This is a genomic window from Arthrobacter sp. YC-RL1 (assembly GCF_001454985.1).
Taxonomy (GTDB): Bacteria; Actinomycetota; Actinomycetes; order Actinomycetales; family Micrococcaceae; genus Glutamicibacter; species Glutamicibacter soli.
On sequence record NZ_CP013297.1, the window covers coordinates 3,422,915 to 3,442,348 of the forward strand.

Here is a 19,434-nt window from a genome sequence, read left to right on the forward strand (position 1 = left end):
TGATCCACCGGCCAACGTGCCGTTCCAGCCGGTAGGCTGAAAGATGTGAGTGAAGAAATTGATCTGAGCCAGAGCTTCAAGGCTTACGACGTGCGCGGCATCGTCGGACAGTCGCTGAACGCCGAAGCAGTGGAGGCCATCGGCGCGGCCTTCGTCGACATCCTGGGCCTGACCGGGGACACCGTGCTGGTGGGCGGCGACATGCGCCCCTCCTCGGCCGAATTCTCCGAGGCCTTCGCCCGGGGCGCCACCTACCGCGGCGCCAACGTGGTGATGCTGGGGCAGATCTCGACCGACGAGCTGTACTTCGCCTCCGGCCAGCTGGACGCCGCCGGCGTCGTCTTCACCGCGAGCCACAACCCGGCCCAGTACAACGGCATCAAGATGTCCAAGGCCGGCGCGCTGCCGATCTCTTCGGACACCGGCCTGTACGACATCCGCGACCTGGCCCAGCAGTACCTTGACGAGGGCCTGCCGGTTTCCTCCGACGCCCCGCAGGGCTCGGTCAGCCGCCGCGACGTGCTGGCCGACTACTCCGGCTACCTGCGCAGTCTGGTCGACCTGTCCGCCATCCGCCCGCTGAAGATCGTGGTGGACGCCGGCAACGGCATGGGCGGGCTGACCACCCCTGCGGTGCTGGGCGACGCGGTGCTTGACGGCCTGCCGCTGGACATCGTGCCGCTGTACTTCGAGCTGGACGGCACCTTCCCGAACCACCCGGCCAACCCGCTGGAGCCGGAGAACCTCAAGGACCTACAGGCGGCGGTGCTCAAGCACGGCGCGGACCTGGGCCTGGCCTTCGACGGCGACGCCGACCGCTGCTTCGTCATCGACGAGCGCGGCCTGCCGCTGTCCCCGTCGGCCATCACCGCGCTGGTGGCAGTGCGCGAAATCGCCCGCGTGCAGGCTGCCGGCGAGGCAAGCCCGGTGGTCATCCACAACCTGATCACCTCCAAGGCAGTGCCTGAATTCGTCACCCGCGCCGGCGGCACCCCGGTGATGACCCGTGTGGGCCACTCGTTCATCAAGGCGGAGATGGCCGAGCAGGGAGCGGTCTTCGGCGGCGAGCACTCGGCCCATTACTACTTCCGCGACTTCTACAATGCCGACACCGGCATGCTGGCCGCCATGCACGTGCTGGCGGCGCTGGGCGGGCAGGACTTGCCGCTGTCCCAGCTGGGCGCCGAATACGAACCCTACGTCGCCACCGGGGAGATCAACTCCGAGGTGGAGGACAAGGCCGGGGCCACCGCCCGGGTCGTGGCCCACTTCGAGGGCCAGCCGGTGGAGATCTCCACCATGGACGGCACCACCATCGCCGCGGCCGACGGCAGCTGGTGGATCAACCTGCGCCCGTCGAACACCGAACCGTACCTGCGGTTCAACGGCGAGGGCGCGACCGCAGAAATCATCGAACCGATCCGCGACGCCGTGCTGGCGATCGTGCGCCAAGAACAGCCAACCGACTAGGGGACAGCCATGAACTTCGAATCACTGGACGAAGGCGTCAAGGACGCGCTGAACAAGGTGCTGAGCACCGCGCTGGGCGTGGCCCGCGAGCAGCTGGAGGAGCAGGGCGTCTTCCTGCCCTTCGCCATCGGCCTGGAGCCGCAGGAAGGCTCCGACGAGGGCGAACTGCGCCTGATCGCGGTGCCGCCGACGGACGACCCGGAGGATCCGGAAGCCGACATCGACACCGAGGCCATGGCCGCGGACCTGGTGGAGGTGCTCAACCAGCAGGGCACCCATTTCGAGGCCATCGCCATCGCCTCGGACGTGCTGCTCCAGGAGAACGACCAGGACGCCATCCACGTGGTGGCCGAGCACAAGGTCGGCGCCGCGCTGGCCATCGTGCAGCCCTACCTGATGCCGGCCGAGCCGGGCGGCGAGTGGACCTTCGAGGACCCTGCCGCCGAAGCCGCAGAAGCCGTCTGGGCCAACGCCCGCTAAAACGAGCCCGCAGCAACTTCACGCCCTCCGGCCGACCAGCAGTGACCTGCACCGCTGACCGGCCGGAGGGCGTCGTCGTAGACTGGAGAACATGAAACTCAGCGCCTTTGCCGATGTCTGCCTGCGGACCGTCATGGTGCTGGGCGCGCCCGGAGCCGGCCAGCTGACCAGCCGCGAGATCGCGGACCTGGTCTCGGTGCCCTACAACCACGTCACCAAGGCGGTCCTGGAGCTGCGCACGCTGGGCGTGCTGGACGTGGTGCGCGGCCGCAACGGCGGCGCCTCAATCACGCAGACCGGCCTGCAGACCTCGGTCGGCGCCCTGCTGCGCACCCTGGACAAGCGCGAGGACGTCGTTGACTGCACCGACCACGACGCGAACGGCAACTGCCCGCTGGCCGGCGGCTGCCGCCTGCGCGGCGCCCTGCGCGCTGCCCGCGAAGCCTTCTACGCGGCCCTGGATCCGCTGACGATCCAGGAGATCTGCGAGACCTCCCCGGCCATCACGCTGCTGCCTTTCCCCACCGTGCGACGCAGCGCGTAATCTTTCCCACCAGAAAACCACTAGTCAAACCGGAATTTTCCGGATGTGGCGCAACTCAACTTGCAATTCGTTTCTACGTCGCGTAGAACTTAAAGCATAAATCCTGCATTTCAAATGCAAGATAAACCAGATACTCTCCGAGGAGATACACCATGCTGTCCACCCAGTCCCGCCCGGTCATCGAAGCAACCCTGCCGATCATCGCCGAACGAATTTCGAGCATCACCCCGAAGTTCTACCAGCGCATGTTCGCCGCCCGACCGGAATTGCTGGATGGCATGTTCTCCCGCTCGAACCAGAAGAACGGCACCCAGCAGCAGGCGCTGGCCGGATCCATCGCGGTCTTCGCCACCTACCTGGTCAACAACCCGGAAACCACCCCGGAGACCATGCTGTCCCGCATCGCCCACAAGCACACCTCGCTGGGTGTCGTCGAGGAGCAGTACGGCATCGTGTACGAGCACCTGTTCGCAGCCATCGCCGAGGACCTGGGCGACGCGCTGACCCCGGAAATCGCCGAAGCCTGGACCGAGGTGTACTGGCTGATGGCCCAGGCGCTGATCAAGATCGAGAAGGGCCTCTACGCCCGGCAGGCCAACGCCACCATCTACAGCAACTGGAAGCTCGTCGAGCGCACCGCGACCGGCGCGGATTCGGTCAGCTTCAGCTTCGAACCGGCCGATGACACCGCCGCCACCATCGCCAAGCCGGGCCAGTTCGTCTCCATGCGCATGCCGATGGCCGACGGCATCCGCCAGGTCCGCCAGTTCACCCTGAGCAACGACGTCGAGTCCACGACCCGCCGCACCGTCACCGTGAAGCTGGACGTGGACGGCGAATTCACCCCGGTGCTACACAACTCGTTAAAGGTCGGGGACGTCGTGGAGCTGTCCAACCCGTACGGCGACCTGGTCATCGACACCGAGGGCGCCCCGCTGGTCATCGCCACGGCCGGCATCGGCTGCACCCCGAGCGCCGCAGCCCTGCAGACCCTGGCCGCGGCGGGCTCCACCCGCGAGATCACCGTGCTGCATGCCGACCAGGAGTTCGCTTCCTGGCCGCTGCGCGAGCAGATGCTCGAATCGCTGGGCCAGCTGCCCAACGCCAAGATCCGCACCTGGTTCGAGCGCGGCGAGCTGCCCGAGGGCCTGGACGCGAAGGCCGGCTACATGGACCTGACCGATTCGCTGACCGCCGACAGCCAGGTCTATCTCTGCGGCCCGCTGCCGTTCATGCACGCGGTGCGCTCGCAGGCGCTGGCCGCCGGCATACCGGCCGAGCACATCCACTACGAGGTCTTCGGACCGGACGTTTGGCTCGCCGCCTAAGGCGCGCAGCCCACTAGACCGGAACAGCCCGGACTGGCCATATGGGGGTCCAGTCCGGGCTGTTCTGTCTGCCGGGAAACTATTCGGCGGAGCCGTCGGATTCGGAAGGCCGCTTGGCCACCGGGGGCTTCTTGGACAGCGCGCTCTTCAGGTCGAGCTTGCGCGGGTCCAGCTTGCGCGGATCAAGCCGGTCGGCGAAGCCCCTGGCCTTGGATTCCGGGGCGGGCTGGCCGCTATCGGCCACGCCGGCGTCAGGGGCCTGCGCCGCGCCGGCGGCTTCTGCTTCCTGCGGGTCGATTTCCTCCAGGGTGGAGGTGCGCTTGAACGATGCACCGCGCAGCTTGGGCTCCACCGGCTCACGCAGCACCTGGTGCAGCTGCTGCCCGGTGATCCAGCGGCGCAGCACCGAGTTGAACAGCAGCGGGTTCTCGATATTCCACTGGTGGTGCATGCCGGGAACCACGCGGATGGCCGCCTGCGGCAGGGCCTCGGCGAGGGCCGGGAAGGAGCGCTGGACGAACTTCGGCTCGCTGGCGCCGGCCAGCACCAGGGCGGGACCGGTGTAGGCCGACAGGTCCGCCGGCAGTCCGCCGGAATCGAGGTCGCCCATGATCGCGCGCATGTTCTCCGGCTTGAGCTTGACCCCGTGCTCGGCGAACAGCTCGCGCTCGTTGTCCACCATGCCGTAGGCGCCAGCCTGGAACTTCCAATACCACTCGCTGCCGATCAGCTTCAGCTGCATACGCTGCACCGCCTTGGCCGCGGTGCCCAGCGGTGCGATCGACACCCCGGTGGCGAATACCGACTCGACCAGCTCCGGGTGGCGGGCCGCCACGTGCAGGGCGATGACGCCGCCCAGGGACATGCCCACCAGGTGGACGCCGCCCTCGGAAACCTCGTCAGCGATCAGCGCTGCGACATCGTCCGCCGCGGAGTCCAGGCCCTCCCAGTTCTCCTCGAACCGGGCGCCGAACGCCGGCAGATGCAGGGTGAGGATGTTGAAGTCCCCGAAGGCCAGCACCTGCGGATCCCAGCTCCAGTTGCCCACGTTGCCGCCGTGCAGGAAGACCAGGGTCTGCACCGGAGCGCTGTCCTCGGGCTTTCGGCGCGCCGGATGCACCTCGGGATAGTCGGTCGCGTCCCGCGCCGGATCGGCCATAGGGTTCTTTCCCTGGTCGTTGGCAGAGGTCATGGCAAATGCTCCAATACTGCGTCAAGCCACTCCAGCTCGGCGGCCTGTTGTCTGATTGCATGGTCCAAGGTGGCGGCCATGAGGAAGCTGCGGCGGTCAGCTGCCGCACGCATGTCGATCCCCTCGCGCTGGGAAAGGTAGTCGTCCAGCACGTATTGGGTGGCTTGGCGGCGTTCGAGCAGCAGCTGCTCGATGCCCTCGCGCTCCAGCTCCGCGGCGAAGAAGACCTGCCCCATGAACGGATCGCGTTCCGGGGAGCGGGCGGCCCCGCTGGAAAGCCACTGGTTCAGCACTTCCCGGCCGGCCTCGGTGATGTGGTGTTCCTGCCGGTCCGGATAGTTCGACTGGGGGACGGTGCGCACGGTGGCGTACCCCTGGTCCACCAGCTGGGCCAGGGTGCGGTAGATCTGCGCCTTGTCTGCATTCCAGAAGTGGTTAATAGAGGAGTCAAAATGCTTCTTGAGCTCGTAACCGGTCATCGGCGACAAGCACAACAGCCCGAGGATCAATCGTGCCAAAACCATAACTTCATCTTTTCACAGTTAGTTGATTTTGCACCCACCCGCCGGGGCGTGGGAAAAGTGTTCCCCGATTGTGACCTTGGTTCATACGCCTCGCATTGCGCGGTCATCTTTCTCAGTTCACCTGCAGCGATCCATAGAATTGGCTCATGCCCAATGCCCCTGAACGTTCCCGCCTGACGCCGCCGCTGTTCGCCCTGCTGATCCTGCTGGGCACCACCGGCCCGTTGGCCACCGACATGTATCTGCCGTCTTTTCCGGCAATGACCCGCGAATTCGCCACGTCCGCTTCGGGAATCCAGCTCACGCTGACCGCGTTCCTGATGGGTATCGCCTTCGGTCAAATCTTCTGGGGGCCGCTCTCCGACCGGCTGGGCCGGGCCAAGCCGCTGCGCTGGGGCACCGCGCTGTTTGTCGTCGCATCCATCGTGGCAGCCGTGGCGCCTACGCTGACGACGCTGACGATAGCCCGCGCGCTGCAGGGCCTGGGCGGCGCGGCAGGCCTGGTGATTTCCAAGGCCATCGTCGCTGACACCACCCGGGGCGTGCAGACCGCCCGCATCTTCTCGCTGCTGATGACCTTCGGCGGCGTGGCACCGGCTGTGGCACCGTTGATCGGCTCGGTGCTCGGCGAGTTTGGCGGTTTCCGCACCGTGCTGTGGTTCATCGCCCTGATTGCGCTGCTGATGGCGGCGGGCTCCTTCGGCATCTACCGGGAAACCCACCCGCAGCACCAGCGCTCGACGGGAAGCTTCGTGGCGCCGCTGCGCATCGCGCTGTCCAAGCCCCGGTTCGTGGGCTACATGATCCAGTTCGCGTTCGCCTTCGGCGCGATGATGGCCTACATCTCCACCTCGCCATTCTTGTACCAGAACGTGATGGGCCTGAGCCCGCAGGGCTATGCGGTCTTCTTCGGCATCAATTCGCTGGGGCTGGTGACCGCCGGCCTGGTCTCGGCCCGGCTGGCCACACGCGTACCGCTGCGCCGCACGATCAGCATCGCGTTGAGCGTCCTGCTGGCCTCCAGCATCGCCATGGCCGTCATGGCCCAGCTGGGGGTGCGCAGCCTGGCCCTGGCCGCGGTCATCTTCGTCATGGTGACCTCGGTGGGCTTCACCATGGGCAATACCACCGGGCTGGCCGTGGCCGAGGTCCGCGAGGTTTCCGGATCCGGCTCCGCGCTGCTGGGCTGCGCGCAGTTCTTCATCGGCGCGGTGGCCACCCCGCTGGTCGGCCTGAGCGGCGATAACTCCCCCATTGCCTTCTCGATCACCGCGCTCGCCTGCGCCATCGTCGCGGCCAGCGCCCTGGTCTACACCGCGGACCGCTTCCACCAGCCGAAGCTGGGTTAGGAATCCCGGCGGGCGCAAAAAATCCCCGGCACCCGTGCTCCGCACCGAAGGGCGGATGGCGGGGGGCCGGGGATCCTCTTGTAATGCCTAAGCGCTCAGGCGGGCCTTCAGGCCGTCCAGCTCGGCGCGCAGCGAAGCCGGCAGCGCCTCGCCGAACTTGGCGTACCACTCTTCGATGCTCTCGACCTCGGTCAGCCACTCGTCGGTGTTCACCGCAACGGCGGTTTCCACGTCGGCAGGGGTAAAGCCGTCAAGACCGGTCAGGTCCAGGGCTTCGCCGGTCGGCACGTAGCCGATGGCGGTTTCCTTGGCATCTGCGGTGCCTTCGATGCGCTCGACTGCCCACTTCAGGACACGCGAGTTGTCACCGAAGCCAGGCCAGGCGAAGCCGCCCTCAGGGGTGCGGCGGAACCAGTTGACCAGGAAGATCTTCGGCATCTGCTCTTCATTGAGCTTGCCCGAGATCTGGTCCCAGTGGTTCAGGTAGTCGCCGGCGTTGTAGCCGATGAATGGCAGCATGGCCATCGGGTCGCGGCGGACCTGGCCCACGGCGCCGGCAGCTGCCGCGGTGGTCTCCGAGGACAGGGTCGAGCCCATGAAGATGCCGTTGGTCCAGCTGCGGGCCTCGGTCACCAGCGGGATGGTGGTCTTGCGGCGGCCGCCGAACAGGATCGCGTCGATCTTCACGCCGTTTGGCGAGTAGTAGTCCTGCGACAGCATGTCGACCTGGTCGATCGGGGTGCAGAAGCGGGAGTTCGGGTGCGCGGCCTTGGTGCCGGACTCAGGGGTCCAGTCGTTGCCCAGCCAGTCGATCAGGTGCGCAGGAGCCTCGTCGGTCATGCCTTCCCACCACACGCCGCCTTCGTCGGTCAGGGCGACGTTGGTGAAGATGGAGTTGCCCTTGGTGATGGCGCGCATGGCGTTCGGGTTGGTGGACCAGCCGGTGCCCGGCGCCACGCCGAACAGGCCGTATTCAGGGTTCACGCCGCGCAGTTCGCCGTCCTTGCCGATGCGCATCCAGTTGATGTCATCGCCCAGGGTCTCGGTCTTCCAGCCGTCGATGGTCGGATCCAGCAGCGCCAGGTTGGTCTTGCCGCAGGCCGACGGGAAGGCGGCTGCGATGTGGTACGACTTGTTTTGCGGGCTGGTCAGCTTCAGGATGAGCATGTGCTCGGCAAGCCAGCCCTCGTCGCGGGCCATGGCCGAGGCAATGCGCAGCGAGTAGCACTTCTTGCCCAGCAGGGCGTTTCCGCCGTAGCCGGAGCCGTAGGACATGATGGCGCGCTCTTCAGGGAAGTGCACGATCCACTTGTCTTCGTTGCACGGCCAGGCGACATCTTCCTGTCCCGGCTCAAGCGGGGCACCAATCGAGTGCAGTGCAGGAACGAAGAAAGCGTTCTCCGCTTCCATCTTGCGCAGGACTTCATTGCCGATCTTGGCCATGATGCGCATGGAGGTGACAACGTAGGCGGAGTCGGTCAGCTCGACACCGTAGGCTGGCTGCTCTGCATCCAGCGGGCCCATGACGAAAGGAATCACGTACATGGTGCGGCCGCGCATGGAGCCGTCGAACAGGCCGTTCAGACGCTCCTTCATGATCTTCGGGTCTTCCCAGTTGTTGGTGAAGCCCGCATCTTCTTCCTTTTCGGAGCAGATGAAGGTGCGCTCTTCTACGCGGGCAACGTCCTTGGGATCGGAGAATGCGGCGTAGGAGTTGGGGAAGTTCGGGTCGGTCAGCTTGACCAGGGTGCCGGCTTCAACGAGCTCGGCGCACAGGCGGTCATTCTCTTCAGCTGATCCGTCAACCCAATAAACACGATCCGGCTTCGTCAGTGCGGCAACTTCCTCGACCCAGGCTGCCAGCTTCACATGCGAAGTGGGCGCTGCGTCGATTACGTTCTGATCCGAGCTCGTGCTCATTGTCGATTCCCTCCATTGGGCTGAACTAGCGATAAAACAAGGCTAGGGGGTGGCACTTCCCCAAACCCTGTGACTCAAACCTCACGATTCAAGGTGGGCTAAAGTGAATTAGTACAGATCCCCGGAATTCCGGGGGTTTGCCAATTCAGCACCCCGCGTTAATGTGATGAAGGTCACGTAGACCGGTACCCTTTCCGGTTCTTCATAAAACCGGTTTTCCGCCACTTCCCGACGGTACGCACCCTCGATTTGTACGTACGTGCAACCACCTGTATAGTTATTCGAGGTTCGCCACAGCGGATCAAAACAAATAAATATGCGCCCATAGCTCAGCTGGATAGAGCGTCTGTCTACGGAACAGAAGGTCAGGGGTTCGAATCCCTTTGGGCGCACAAAGTGAAATTCCCACTCGAAAGAGTGGGAATTTTTTTGCTTCCCGAGGAGCGCTATGCAATTTCCAGTGAGTTCAAGCCACGGCGCGACACTGCGCCTTCTTCACCTGGGCGACGCCGAGGAATTGGCCGCCGCCTATCGTCGCAACAGGGAACACCTGCCCCCCCTGGGAACCCGAGCGCACCGAGGAATTCTTCACGCTGGACTGGCAGCGGAGGAATCTCGAAATCCAGCTCGGTAGCCACGCCGCCGGGCTCGCCTATCCGGCGGCGCTCTTCGAGGAGGGCCGGATCATCGGACGCTTCACCCTCGCCGGGGTTGTCCGGGGGCCCTTTCAAAGCGCCAGCCTCGGATACTGGATGGATGCCAAGCTGGCCGGCCGGGGATTAGCGACCTTCGCGGTGCGCGCCATCTGCCGAATCGCCGGCTCGGCCCTTGGCCTGCACCGCATCGATGCCAGCACGCTGCTGCACAATCACGCATCGCAAAGGGTGCTGCAAAAATGCGGCTTCGAGCAGATCGGCATGGCGCCGGGCTATTTGAAGATCGCGGGCCACTGGCAAGACCACGACCTTTACCAGCGCCTGCTGGAAACCGGGCCCGACGAGGCACTTGCCGGGCAGGACTTCCCTTCGATGTGAGACCGGGCACTTTTGGCCTTTTCGATTTTTGCCGCCGCGGAATCTCGTGTATTGTTATTTAAGTCGTCAAGGCGGCAAACAAATGAATATGCGCCCATAGCTCAGCTGGATAGAGCGTCTGTCTACGGAACAGAAGGTCAGGGGTTCGAATCCCTTTGGGCGCACAAAGTGAAATTCCCACTCGAAAGAGTGGGAATTTTTGTTTTAACCTGCGCTCCGACTTCCCGCCGGAACGCAGGACACCCCTGAGAGTGCTAGTGCGAGGCGCGCAGGATTAATTCGGTGTCCATGATGCTCCATTCGGGCACACTTTCGCCATTGATCCGTTTGATCAGTATCTCGGCCATGACCGCCCCTTGGCGCTCCGGATGCTGGGCAATCGTGGTCAGCGGCGGGACGGCGTTGCGTGCGAAAGCGTCGTCGTCGACCGTGGTCACGGAGACATCCTGCGGAATATTGAGCCCGGCGCCCGCCATCGCCTGCAGCGCACCGAAGGCCATTTGGGCGCTGGCCACGAACAACCCGTCGATGTCTGCACCCGATTCGATCAGCTGGCTCATCAGGTGGTGTCCGCTATCGGGGGTGAAATCGCCTTCCAGCACCGCCGCTGGTTCGAGTCCCGACTCGGCCAGCGCTTGGGTGAACCCGGTCAGGCGGTCGAGGCTCGCTCCCATATCCTGCGGTCCGGCTATGGTGGCGATGCGCCGGCGTCCGCGATCGATGATCACGTTGGTGGCCTGCTTCGCCGCGGCGATATTGTCGATGTCGACCACGTAGATTTCGTTCTGGTCGGTGCTCATGGTTCGGCCGCCGAACACCAGCGGGAGCTGCCCGCCGAGATCCGCGTAGGAACGGTCGGCGGAGTGGTGGGACAGCACCAGGGCGCCGTCCACATTGCCGCCGCGCAGATAGCGTGTGGTTTTCCCGGGATCGGATTCGGTGGACAGCAGCAGCGAGAGCATGAACTCGGTATCAGCCAGATACTGGGCGGCGCCCTGGACCACCTTTGCGAAATACGGATCGGCGAAGAATTTTGCGGTGTTTTCCGGAACCACCAGCGCGATCGCGTTGGTTCTTCCTTGGGCCAGCGAGCGGGCCGCCCGGTTGGGCACGTAGTTCAGCTCTCGGATCGCCTGTTCCACCGCGCGCATCGCTTCCGGTTTGACCTTCTCCGAACCATTGACGACGCGGGACACCGTGGCGCGGGAGACCCCGGCGCGCTCTGCAACGAGTTCCAGCGTCGGTTGCTGCTTGCGTGCTTCGGACATGCTTGTTCTCTTTACTTCAAGGGCTTTCGCCGATCCTGGACGCTGGGGATCCGGGGCGCGGTTTGATCGCCGCACCCCGGGTCCGGGCGTCATGCCATTGTACGGTTGGCGGCGATGAGCCTGGCGTAGGCCCGGCCGCTGTTCTTGATGGTGCGTTGCTGCGTCCGGTAGTCCACGTGGATGATTCCAAACCTCTTGTTGTAGCCCCAGGCCCACTCGAAGTTGTCCAGCAGCGACCAGAGAAAGTAGCCCCGCACGTCCACCCCGTCGGAGAGGGCCCCGGCCACCGCGTCCAGATGGCTGAAAATGTATTCCTCCCGCTCCGGGTCCTCCACCGTGCCCTGTGCGGTGACCGCGTCCTCATACGCCGCCCCGTTTTCGGTGATGTACAGCGGCGGCAAGTTCGGATAGTCGTCCCGCAGCCGGTTGAGCAGCACGCGCAGCCCCTGCGGGTTCACCTCCCAGCCCATGGCCGTGCGCGGAAGGTGGCGGGTGGGGAAGGTGACGTGCTCGCTGCCGACGAACGGCGAGGATTTCGGCGAATCCGTGGGTACCAGGGCCGCCGGTTCGCCAGCGGCCAGCGGATGCCCGGACACATTGTCGTCATGGTAGTGGTTGACGCCGAGGAAATCGATGGGCTGCGCGATGAGCATCGCATCCGCGTCCTTGATCACCGCATTCAGTCCGAGGTCGCCGACGTCCTCCAACAGGTCTGCCGGGTATCCGCCGCGCAAGATCGGGTCCAGGTACATGCGGTTCCACAGGGCGTCGATTCGGCGCGCGGCTTCAAGGTCCACCGGGTCGGCGGGGTCATCGGGCACCGCGTTGGTCAGGTTCAAGGTGATGCCCAGGTGTTCTGCTCCCAGCTCGCGCAGCCGGGCAGTGGCCAGCCCGTGCGCCAGATGCTGGTGGTGCACGGCGGCCAGCGCGGCGGCAGGTTCCCGCCGTCCCGGCGCGTGCTCGCCAGCGGCGTAGCCGATCAGCGATGAGCACAAGGGCTCGTTGAATGTCGTCCAGTGGGTGACCCGGTCCCCCAGCTTCGCATGGACCACCTCGGCATACTCCAGGAATCGGAACGCGGTATCCCGGTTGGCCCAGCCGCCGAGTTCCTCCAGTGCCTGCGGCAGGTCCCAGTGGTACAGCGTCAGCCAGGGCAGGATGTCGTGCTCCAGCAGTTCGTCGACCAGACGCGAGTAGAAGTCCAGGCCCTGCTGGTTGACAAAACGTCCCCCGGGTACGATTCGGGCCCAGCTGGTGGAGAAACGATAGGAGTCCAGATGCAGTTCGCGCATCAGGGCCACGTCTTCGCGGTAGCGATGGTAGTGGTCCACGGCGACCTGCAGGTCCTCCCCGCCGGCGATTGCCCCGGGCCTGCGGGCGAACGCGTCCCAGATGGAATCCTCTTTTCCGTGGGAATGGCCTGCGCCTTCGATCTGCGCTGCTGCAGTGGCCGAACCCCAGATGAAGTGCTCGGGCCATGCGAATGATTGGGATAGGTGTCGAGTCATTAGCCTTTGACAGCTCCTGTCATGATTCCGGAGACGAGTTGCTTGCCTGCGACAACGAACAGTACCAGCAGCGGGATGGTGGCCATCAGCGCACCGGCCATCACGATGGTGTAGTCGACGTAGCGGGCGGATTGCAGTTGGCTCAATGCCACCTGCAGCGTGGGGTTCTGCGGGGCCACCAGCATTGGCCACAGGTAGTCGGTCCATGCGGTCATGAAGGTGAACAGCGACAAGATCGCCATGGCCGGGCGGGCGGCGGGCACCCCCACATGCCAGAACGTGCCGATCATGCTTGCGCCGTCCACGCGGGCCGCCTCGATCAGTTCATCGGGAATGTTGTCCACCAGATACTGGCGCATGAAGAATACCCCGAACGCGGTGACGAGGGTCGGGATCATGATGGCTCCCAGGGATCCGGTCCAGCCGAATTCCTTCATCATCATGAACAGCGGGATGATGCCCAGCTGGGTGGGCACCGCTAGGGTCGCGATCACGAAAACCAGCAGGCCCTCGCGGCCGCGGAAACGAAGCTTGGCGAAGGCGTACCCGGCCAGCGTGGAGAAGGACACGACCGACAGCGTGATCACGGAGGACACCACCAGGCTGTTGCCCAGGGCCGCCCAGAAGTCGACGGTGTTGAACACCTCGGCCACGTTGCTCCAGAAGTGTCCGCCCGGCAGCAGCGGAGGCCAGGCCGAAGCGAAGACCCCAGAATCCGAGGATCCGATGACCATCGAATACCACAGCGGGTAGGTGCTGCCCAAGAAGAACGCGAGCAGGATGCCGTAGACCAGGAATCCCGGCCGGCTTTCGGTTGTGAAGCTATGGGACCGCTTGCGTCGCGGCAGCGGGGCTGCCCTATTAAGGGTCTGGTTAACCATGGTTTCTCCTCCTGGCCTCTGCCATGTCCTGTCCGCTGGCCGGTATGGCGGTTTTGCCGGCTCTCCGGCCGAGACGCGCTGGCCGGCGGCCGGCGCGCTTCTCGCCGGAGGAAGCGATCTTCCTGGACAACAGGAAGTTGATGACTCCGATGAGGATGATGATCAGGAACAGCATCCAGGCCACGGCCGAAGCCCGGCCGAAGTCCCCGCGATTGAACGCCAGATCCCACAGATACAGCACGGTTGTCTGGTATTGGCGGTCGGGTCCGCCGGGGACCGAGCTGCTGGCGTTGAAAAGCTTCGGCTCGGTGAAGATCTGCATTCCGCCGATGGTGGCCGTGATGATCACGAAGATCATGGTCGGCCGGATGCTAGGCAGCGTGATGGAGAAAAACCTGCGCAGCTTGCCCGCGCCGTCGAGCGCGGCCGACTCGTGCAGCTCGCGCGGAACCGCCTGCATGGCGGCCAGCAGGATCAGCGCGTTGTATCCGGTCCAGCGCCAGTTCACCATCGTGGCTATGGCCAGGTGGGATGGGAACACGGAGGTCTTCCAAGCCACTGGATCCACGTTGAAAACCTGGAGCAGGTTGTTGATCAAGCCGTATTTTTCGTCGAAGGCGTTGGAGAAGATCAGCGTGACGGCGACCGGGGTCACCACATAGGGCACCAGCACGCTCATGCGCCAGAAGGTCTTGGCTCGGAGGTTCTGGTCCAGCATCGCGGCGATGAACGTCGCGATCGCCAGCTGCGGGATGGCCGAGAGCAGGAAGATGCTGAACGTATTAAACAGGGAGTTCCAGAACAGCGGCGAGGACAACTCCGCGGTATAGTTTTCCAGCCCCACCCACTCCCCCGCTCCGCCCAGCAGATCCCAGTCGTTGATGGAGACCACGAAGGTGTAGACCAGCGGGAAGAGCCCGACGAGTGCGAAGAGGATGAAGAACGGTGCAACGTAGAGGTACGGCGAGTACTTGTAGTCCAGCCGGCTGAAGAAGTGGCGGTGCCGCTGTTTCCCGGTCAGCTGGTCCTCCCGGAGCTTCTCGGGTGTGGGTGCTGACGGCCGAGCTTTGCGCCCGGCAGGCCCGGTGCTGGCTCCGGGAGGCTTGTTGGTCATGGTGCTCATGAAAATTGTTCGCTTCTTCCTCGGTACCCGGGTCGGCAGACCCGGGTACCGATTGCGTCGGCCGCTACTTGATGTCCAGGTCCTTCAGGGTTGCCAGCGCGTCGTTCCACGCTTTCTGTCCATCCGTTCCGGAATCCAGCGCGATGGTGGCCGGGCCGAAGACCTGCTCCTGGATGACCGAGTCGTTCGGCCCCTTGAACTGGGCCTTGACTCCCTCGGCGCGGTTGGCCAGGATCTTCCCGATCGGCGCGTCGTTGAAGAACTCGGTCAGCTCGTTGGATCCGGTCACCGCTTCGGACTGCTGGGCGTCGAGGCTGCTCGGGAAGGTTCCGGCCACCTCGAAGGCGGCGGCTTGGGAATCCGCGCTGGTCAGCCACTGGGCCAGCTTCGCCGCCTCGGCAGGATGCTCCGAGGTCGCAGGCACGGTCAGGAAGGTCCCGCCCCAGTTCGCGGGACCGCCGGGGAAGACATCTGCGAAGTCCCAGCCGTCGGTCGAATCGCCGCCGGCGCCCTCGATCTGCCCCTTGACGACTCCGAGCATCCATCCCGGACACGGCATGGTGGCGAAGGAACCGTCGACGAATGCCTGTCCCTTGCCCCAGTCCCACTGGGTCTGCCCGGAAGACAGTCCGTTGGAGGCCGCATCGGCCAGCAGGTCCCAGCGCTCGCGCAGCTGCGTGTTGCCCTCGATGTTCAAGGTTCCGTCGGCCTTGTAGTAGCCCTCGTCGAGCTGGTTGACCATGGAATTCCATACGAAGCCGGATTGGTCGTAGAAGGCCTTGTCCGAGGCCTTCACGTAGTCCTTGCCAACGTCGACGAACTGCTCCCAGGTGGCGTTGTCGCCACCGAAGAGTTCGGCCACCGCATCGCGCTCGCTGGGCAGGCCCGCTTCCTTGAAGAGGTCCGCGTTGTAGCACAGCCCCATCGGCCCGATGTCGGTGCCGTAGCCGATGATTCGGCCTTCGTCGTCGGTGGCCTGCTGGACCTTCCAGTCGACCCATTGGCCGGCAATGTCACCCGCGCCGTAGTCGCGCAGGTCGGTGAACGAGTCGGAGACGGTCATGACCTGGCCAAGCCACCCCTCCTCGACGGCCTGCACGTCGGGAAGGCCCGCACCTGCCGCCTGCTTGGTTTTCCAGTCGGTCAGCGCGTTGCCGCCGGTATCAATGTTCGTCGCCTGGATCTTGACTCCCGGATTCTCTGATTCGTACTTCGTATACAGGTCATCCAGCCCCATGGTGCCGAAGGTGATCACTGTCAGGGTGATCGGGTTGTCTGGGGATGCCGGCTGTTCACTGGTCGCGTTGTTGTTGCCGCCGCAACCTGTGGCCAGCAGGGCCAGGCTTCCGGCGACGGCGGCCGCTTTGGCGATGCGGGATGTGCGTGTGATGTCCACGGTGACTCCGTTCAGAGTGCTGAGCTTGCGAGTGAAATTTCGAGCGTCCCGAGATGTCGTGAGAGCGCTCTCAAAATTGAGGAAAAAATAAAACTCCGCAGAGTTTCCGATGCAGCATGAGTCGCAACAGCACTCGCGCATCAACCGTGTGAGCGCTCTCACAAATCATCTCCACTAAGATTGCCCGGGGATCCACGAAGTGTCAACCCCCAATTTCCCTGCCGTCGGGGCGTCGACGCAAGCGGCCCGGTCGCGTGCACGCAATCTGCGCGCAGGCGACCGGGCCCGGCAGCTATTAGCCTGGCGCCGCTATTTCTTGTCCAGCTGCAGGCCCACCAGCACCGGATCGTGGTCAGAGGAGCGGTACTGGTCTCCGGTGACCAGCTGGGTCACGTTGTAGTTGTAGCGGCTGTACTCGTAGCCGATGGATTCGGTCGCGTTGATGTTCCAGATGTCCTGTCCTGCCACCTTCCGCGCCAACGGCTTCGAGGCGAAGACGTGGTCTAGCGAACCGGTCAGCCCGGCAAACAGGTAGCTGCGCGAATCCGCCGCGGCGCCCAGGTCGACGTACCCGGCATCGGCCAGCACCTTGATCGGATCCTCGGCCGAGTAGGAGTTGAAGTCACCGGCCAGCAGGATCTGGTCGGTGTTCGAGGTCTTCTTCAGCGAATCGGCGAACTCGACCAGCGCGGTGGCCTGCTCGACGCGCGCGGCGTTCCACGCGCCCTGGCCGTCGCCCTTGTCGGCGTTGGCCGACCCGTCCTTGGGATCGGATCCCTTGGACTTGAAGTGGTTGGCAACCACCAGGAAGCGGGTCTTCTGGTTGCCGCCCACACGCTGGAAGGCCTGGGCCATCGGGTCGCGGGCGTTGTCGAAGGCGGGGTCCTGGAGGATCGTGGACTTGCCGATCAGCTTCACCGCATCGCGCTGGTAGATCATCGCCGTGCGAATCACGTCCTCGTCGGCCCGAACCGCGCCGGGGCTCGGCACGTAGCTCCAGCGGTTCTCCCCGGCCGCGGCATTCAACTCGCCAACCAGGTGCGCCAGCGCGGCGTCGCGGTCCTGGCCGAAGCGCGCCGAGTTCTCGATCTCCTCAAGCACCACGACGTCGGCGTCGAACTTGTTCAGCGCCGCCACGATCTTGGACTGCTGCCGCTCCAGACTTGCCTCCGTGGCCGCGCCGCGGGCGTCGCAGCCCCCGCGCACCGTCACCGGAACACCCTGGCGGTCGTTGTAGTAGGTGCAGCCCTCGAGGCTGTCGCCGGTAGTCGTGAAGTAGTTGAGCACGTTGAAGCTGCCGACGCTCACATTGCCCCCGACGTCCTCCGGCTCGCCGCTGTCGATCTGCTCGAAGCTGACCGGGATGTCAGCATCCTGCGCACCGGTCACCTGTCCGGTCGGCTGCAGCCTCCACAGGTCGTAGCGGTAGTCCATGATCACCGGATCGGTGAAGGTCGCAGCCGCTCCCACGGTGACCCGGCGCTGCGCATCGAGGTACGGCAGCGGCACCGAGGTGTTGGAGGCGCTTGAGAAGTTCAGCGTCGCGCCGTCGTCCAGCACGATGGCCCGCTGCTCGTTCTCGGCGGCCAGCTGCAGGGCCTGGGCGCTGCCCGGGGCGAAGACGTCGGTGGGCTGGCGCAGCGTGCGCTCTCCGGGCACGATGCTGCTGGTTCCCTGCGCGAGGGTGACCTCGCCGAACTGGTTCAGCGAGTAGTTGTCCGAGACAGTGAACCGACCCTGCGGGTCGACCACCATGGATTCGAAGCGCTCGCGGGCGGCATCCGAGGCCGGCAGCGCGATCGCCAGCGGCTTGACCGCTTCGGCCGGTTCGTCCAGCTGCTGCACGCCGGAGGCGCTGATCTGGGTCAGACCGAAGTATTCGGACACGGTGCCCGCGACTTCCACGTGGTCGCCCACGGCGAGCGAGGAAACCTGCCGCGGCGCGTAGATGAAGATGCCGGAGCTGCCCAGCGGCGAGATCTCCGCGCCGCTGCCCGCGGTCTGCAGGTAGAAGCCGCGGATGCCGCCTTCGGCATAGGCCCCGGTGACTACACCCTGGACCGTCACCTTTTGCCCCGCGAGAGGAGAAGCGTCGGTGGTTCCCTGGATTTCCTCGATCGAGGTGATTCCGGAGTCGTCGGCCGTGGCCGGCACGATTCCGCCAGCCGCGAGGCTGGCGCCCAGAACAGCGGCCGCAAGAGCCATGCTGGTGCGTTTGCGCATGTGATTCCCAACGTCGGTGTCGTGAGCGCGGACAGGTGACCGCGCCGTAAGCTCAGCACCGAATAAACCAGACGAACTTGAATTCGCCGTGAATTCCCCCGGGCGCACTCGGTGACAGCTCATGAATCATCCAAATGCATTACGCGCTTTACGTCCAGAGGTGATGCAAAAGATATTCCCACTAATTGAACTGACCGGTCAGTTCAATTAGTCTCGTTAACGTGCTTGTTGCAGACTCGATTTCATTCCAGGGGCGCCATAGCGAACTGGTTCCGCCCACTTCCCTGAGCGTCGCGCCCGGGGAAATGCTGCTTGTCGCCGGGGAACCGCAGGGCGCGCGCACCGCGTTGGCCCTGCTGCTTTCAGGCCGGATGAAGCCCGGCGGCGGCACGGTGACCTGGGGCAGTAGCTCGCGCCTGGCCCACCTGCGCAAGCACAGCGCGGTGGTCGACTCCCCGAACATCAACGATCCCGAGGCGCACCTGAAGGTCCGGGACGTGGTCAGCGAGGACCTCTCGCTGATCCCCTCGCCGCCGTGGCGCAAGCCGAATCCCAAGAAGTGGATGGCGGAGCACGGCTACGGCGACATCGCCGGCGACTGGGTCGACGCGGTCGATCCAGTGCGCATGACCGAGATGCTCACGCAGCTGGCCGCCGAGAATCCGCAGATCAGGCTGCTGGTCGTGGATTCGCCCGACCGGCACCTGGGCGAGGACGAGGCATGGCTCGAAGCCCTGGAGCGCTTTGCCCTGTCGGACCGCCAGTTCGCCGTGGTCGCCACGGTGGCCCGGATCCCCGACAGCTGGACCGGTCCGGTGGCCTACCTCGGGGTGGCCGAATGGGCCGATGGCCTCGCATCGGATGAAGCACCTGCACCGCTCCCCGACGCCGCGCCGGAAGAAACCTCCGAGGACTCCGATGACCGGATCCGGACCGGGCTGGACGAGCACGTCGAACCGTCCGAACCAGGTGAGCCTGCCGAGCCGGTTATGCCGATCGAGCCGGCCACCGCCATGGTGCCGGCCGTCGCAGAACCGCCGCACGAGCCCGCCGAATCGGAGCCCGCCGAACCCGAGCCTTCCGAACCGGTTCAAGACCCATCGGCCAGCGCGGAACCCGGAACGCCGGAAGAACAGGACACCCCCACGCCGACCCCGCGGCCGGCCAGCGACCCCAGCCAAGCAAAGGACTAAC

16 protein-coding genes and 2 tRNA genes are annotated in these 19,434 nt (G+C 64.9%); 9 read left to right on the plus strand and 9 right to left on the minus strand.

Going from position 1 to position 19,434, the window contains the following annotated elements:
• Positions 1-45: 45 nt before the first annotated feature.
• The 4 genes from ATC04_RS15755 to ATC04_RS15770 all read left to right on the plus strand — a co-directional run bounded on the left by ATC04_RS15755 (position 46) and on the right by ATC04_RS15770 (position 3,822).
• Positions 46-1,470: a phosphomannomutase/phosphoglucomutase gene (locus ATC04_RS15755; RefSeq protein WP_152666761.1), complete on the plus strand. Its 1,425-nt coding sequence runs from the start codon at positions 46-48 to the stop codon at positions 1,468-1,470.
• A 9-nt stretch (positions 1,471-1,479) separates the two neighbouring features.
• Positions 1,480-1,950: a hypothetical protein gene (locus ATC04_RS15760; protein WP_047117962.1), complete on the plus strand. Its 471-nt coding sequence runs from the start codon at positions 1,480-1,482 to the stop codon at positions 1,948-1,950.
• A 91-nt stretch (positions 1,951-2,041) separates the two neighbouring features.
• On the plus strand, positions 2,042-2,494 hold the full coding sequence (locus ATC04_RS15765) for an Rrf2 family transcriptional regulator (protein ID WP_047117963.1): 453 nt from the start codon (positions 2,042-2,044) through the stop codon (positions 2,492-2,494).
• A gap of 152 nt (positions 2,495-2,646) precedes the next feature.
• Positions 2,647-3,822: a globin domain-containing protein gene (locus ATC04_RS15770; protein ID WP_047117964.1), complete on the plus strand. Its 1,176-nt coding sequence runs from the start codon at positions 2,647-2,649 to the stop codon at positions 3,820-3,822.
• Positions 3,823-3,901: 79 nt separating this feature from the next.
• On the opposite strand, the gene ATC04_RS15775 is transcribed toward ATC04_RS15770, so the two are convergent.
• Positions 3,902-5,014, minus strand: coding sequence for an alpha/beta hydrolase (locus tag ATC04_RS15775; RefSeq protein ID WP_052772195.1), 1,113 nt, complete (start codon positions 5,012-5,014; stop codon positions 3,902-3,904).
• Positions 5,011-5,538 carry a PadR family transcriptional regulator gene (locus ATC04_RS15780; RefSeq protein WP_047117965.1) on the minus strand — a complete coding sequence of 176 codons (528 nt, stop codon included), beginning with the start codon at positions 5,536-5,538 and terminating at the stop codon, positions 5,011-5,013. The genes ATC04_RS15775 and ATC04_RS15780 overlap by 4 nt, the downstream gene beginning before the upstream one ends.
• A 146-nt stretch (positions 5,539-5,684) precedes the next feature.
• Here ATC04_RS15780 and ATC04_RS15785 point away from each other — a divergent pair, with 146 nt between their 5' ends.
• Positions 5,685-6,887: a multidrug effflux MFS transporter gene (locus ATC04_RS15785; protein ID WP_047117966.1), complete on the plus strand. Its 1,203-nt coding sequence runs from the start codon at positions 5,685-5,687 to the stop codon at positions 6,885-6,887.
• Positions 6,888-6,974: 87 nt separating this feature from the next.
• On the opposite strand, the gene ATC04_RS15790 is transcribed toward ATC04_RS15785, so the two are convergent.
• Positions 6,975-8,807 carry a phosphoenolpyruvate carboxykinase (GTP) gene (locus tag ATC04_RS15790; protein ID WP_047117967.1) on the minus strand — a complete coding sequence of 611 codons (1,833 nt, stop codon included), beginning with the start codon at positions 8,805-8,807 and terminating at the stop codon, positions 6,975-6,977.
• Between the two features lie 318 nt (positions 8,808-9,125).
• Between ATC04_RS15790 and ATC04_RS15795 the strand changes: the two genes are divergently transcribed.
• The 3 genes from ATC04_RS15795 to ATC04_RS15805 all read left to right on the plus strand — a co-directional run bounded on the left by ATC04_RS15795 (position 9,126) and on the right by ATC04_RS15805 (position 10,005).
• Positions 9,126-9,199, plus strand: a tRNA-Arg gene (locus tag ATC04_RS15795).
• A 201-nt stretch (positions 9,200-9,400) separates the two neighbouring features.
• The gene (locus ATC04_RS15800) at positions 9,401-9,841 is read left to right on the plus strand and encodes a GNAT family protein (RefSeq protein WP_353579997.1); all 441 of its coding nucleotides are present in this window, start codon (positions 9,401-9,403) and stop codon (positions 9,839-9,841) included.
• Between the two features lie 90 nt (positions 9,842-9,931).
• A tRNA-Arg gene (locus ATC04_RS15805) sits at positions 9,932-10,005 on the plus strand.
• Positions 10,006-10,095: 90 nt separating this feature from the next.
• Here ATC04_RS15805 and ATC04_RS15810 read toward each other — a convergent pair.
• From ATC04_RS15810 to ATC04_RS15835, 6 genes are all read right to left on the minus strand, one after another.
• Positions 10,096-11,109: a LacI family DNA-binding transcriptional regulator gene (locus ATC04_RS15810; RefSeq protein WP_047117968.1), complete on the minus strand. Its 1,014-nt coding sequence runs from the start codon at positions 11,107-11,109 to the stop codon at positions 10,096-10,098.
• An 89-nt stretch (positions 11,110-11,198) separates the two neighbouring features.
• The gene (locus ATC04_RS15815) at positions 11,199-12,617 is read right to left on the minus strand and encodes a GH1 family beta-glucosidase (protein ID WP_047117969.1); all 1,419 of its coding nucleotides are present in this window, start codon (positions 12,615-12,617) and stop codon (positions 11,199-11,201) included.
• Positions 12,617-13,498, minus strand: coding sequence for a carbohydrate ABC transporter permease (locus tag ATC04_RS15820; RefSeq protein WP_082123757.1), 882 nt, complete (start codon positions 13,496-13,498; stop codon positions 12,617-12,619). Before ATC04_RS15820 ends, ATC04_RS15815 begins: the two co-directional genes overlap by 1 nt.
• Positions 13,491-14,621, minus strand: a complete 1,131-nt coding sequence (locus ATC04_RS15825) for a sugar ABC transporter permease (RefSeq protein WP_047117970.1) — start codon at positions 14,619-14,621, stop codon at positions 13,491-13,493. The genes ATC04_RS15820 and ATC04_RS15825 overlap by 8 nt, the downstream gene beginning before the upstream one ends.
• Positions 14,622-14,685: 64 nt before the next feature.
• On the minus strand, positions 14,686-16,017 hold the full coding sequence (locus tag ATC04_RS15830) for an extracellular solute-binding protein (RefSeq protein ID WP_047117971.1): 1,332 nt from the start codon (positions 16,015-16,017) through the stop codon (positions 14,686-14,688).
• Positions 16,018-16,326: 309 nt separating this feature from the next.
• Positions 16,327-18,240, minus strand: coding sequence for an ExeM/NucH family extracellular endonuclease (locus ATC04_RS15835; RefSeq protein ID WP_047117972.1), 1,914 nt, complete (start codon positions 18,238-18,240; stop codon positions 16,327-16,329).
• 221 nt (positions 18,241-18,461) lie between these two features.
• Here ATC04_RS15835 and ATC04_RS19770 point away from each other — a divergent pair, with 221 nt between their 5' ends.
• Positions 18,462-19,433: a hypothetical protein gene (locus tag ATC04_RS19770; RefSeq protein ID WP_052772196.1), complete on the plus strand. Its 972-nt coding sequence runs from the start codon at positions 18,462-18,464 to the stop codon at positions 19,431-19,433.
• The last annotated feature ends 1 nt before the right edge of the window (position 19,434 follow it).

Bases quoted from the DNA above. Each gene is read 5' to 3' on its own strand.
- ATC04_RS15820 (WP_082123757.1), bottom strand. From the start codon at position 13,498: ATGGTTAACCAGACCCTTAATAGGGCAGCCCCGCTGCCGCGACGCAAG.
- ATC04_RS15785 (WP_047117966.1), top strand. From the start codon at position 5,685: ATGCCCAATGCCCCTGAACGTTCCCGCCTGACGCCGCCGCTGTTCGCC.
- ATC04_RS15790 (WP_047117967.1), bottom strand. From the start codon at position 8,807: ATGAGCACGAGCTCGGATCAGAACGTAATCGACGCAGCGCCCACTTCG.
- ATC04_RS15765 (WP_047117963.1), top strand. From the start codon at position 2,042: ATGAAACTCAGCGCCTTTGCCGATGTCTGCCTGCGGACCGTCATGGTG.
- ATC04_RS15775 (WP_052772195.1), bottom strand. From the start codon at position 5,014: ATGACCTCTGCCAACGACCAGGGAAAGAACCCTATGGCCGATCCGGCG.
- ATC04_RS15825 (WP_047117970.1), bottom strand. From the start codon at position 14,621: ATGAGCACCATGACCAACAAGCCTCCCGGAGCCAGCACCGGGCCTGCC.
- ATC04_RS15780 (WP_047117965.1), bottom strand. From the start codon at position 5,538: ATGGTTTTGGCACGATTGATCCTCGGGCTGTTGTGCTTGTCGCCGATG.
- ATC04_RS15810 (WP_047117968.1), bottom strand. From the start codon at position 11,109: ATGTCCGAAGCACGCAAGCAGCAACCGACGCTGGAACTCGTTGCAGAG.
- ATC04_RS15815 (WP_047117969.1), bottom strand. From the start codon at position 12,617: ATGACTCGACACCTATCCCAATCATTCGCATGGCCCGAGCACTTCATC.
- ATC04_RS15835 (WP_047117972.1), bottom strand. From the start codon at position 18,240: ATGCGCAAACGCACCAGCATGGCTCTTGCGGCCGCTGTTCTGGGCGCC.
- ATC04_RS15760 (WP_047117962.1), top strand. From the start codon at position 1,480: ATGAACTTCGAATCACTGGACGAAGGCGTCAAGGACGCGCTGAACAAG.
- ATC04_RS15770 (WP_047117964.1), top strand. From the start codon at position 2,647: ATGCTGTCCACCCAGTCCCGCCCGGTCATCGAAGCAACCCTGCCGATC.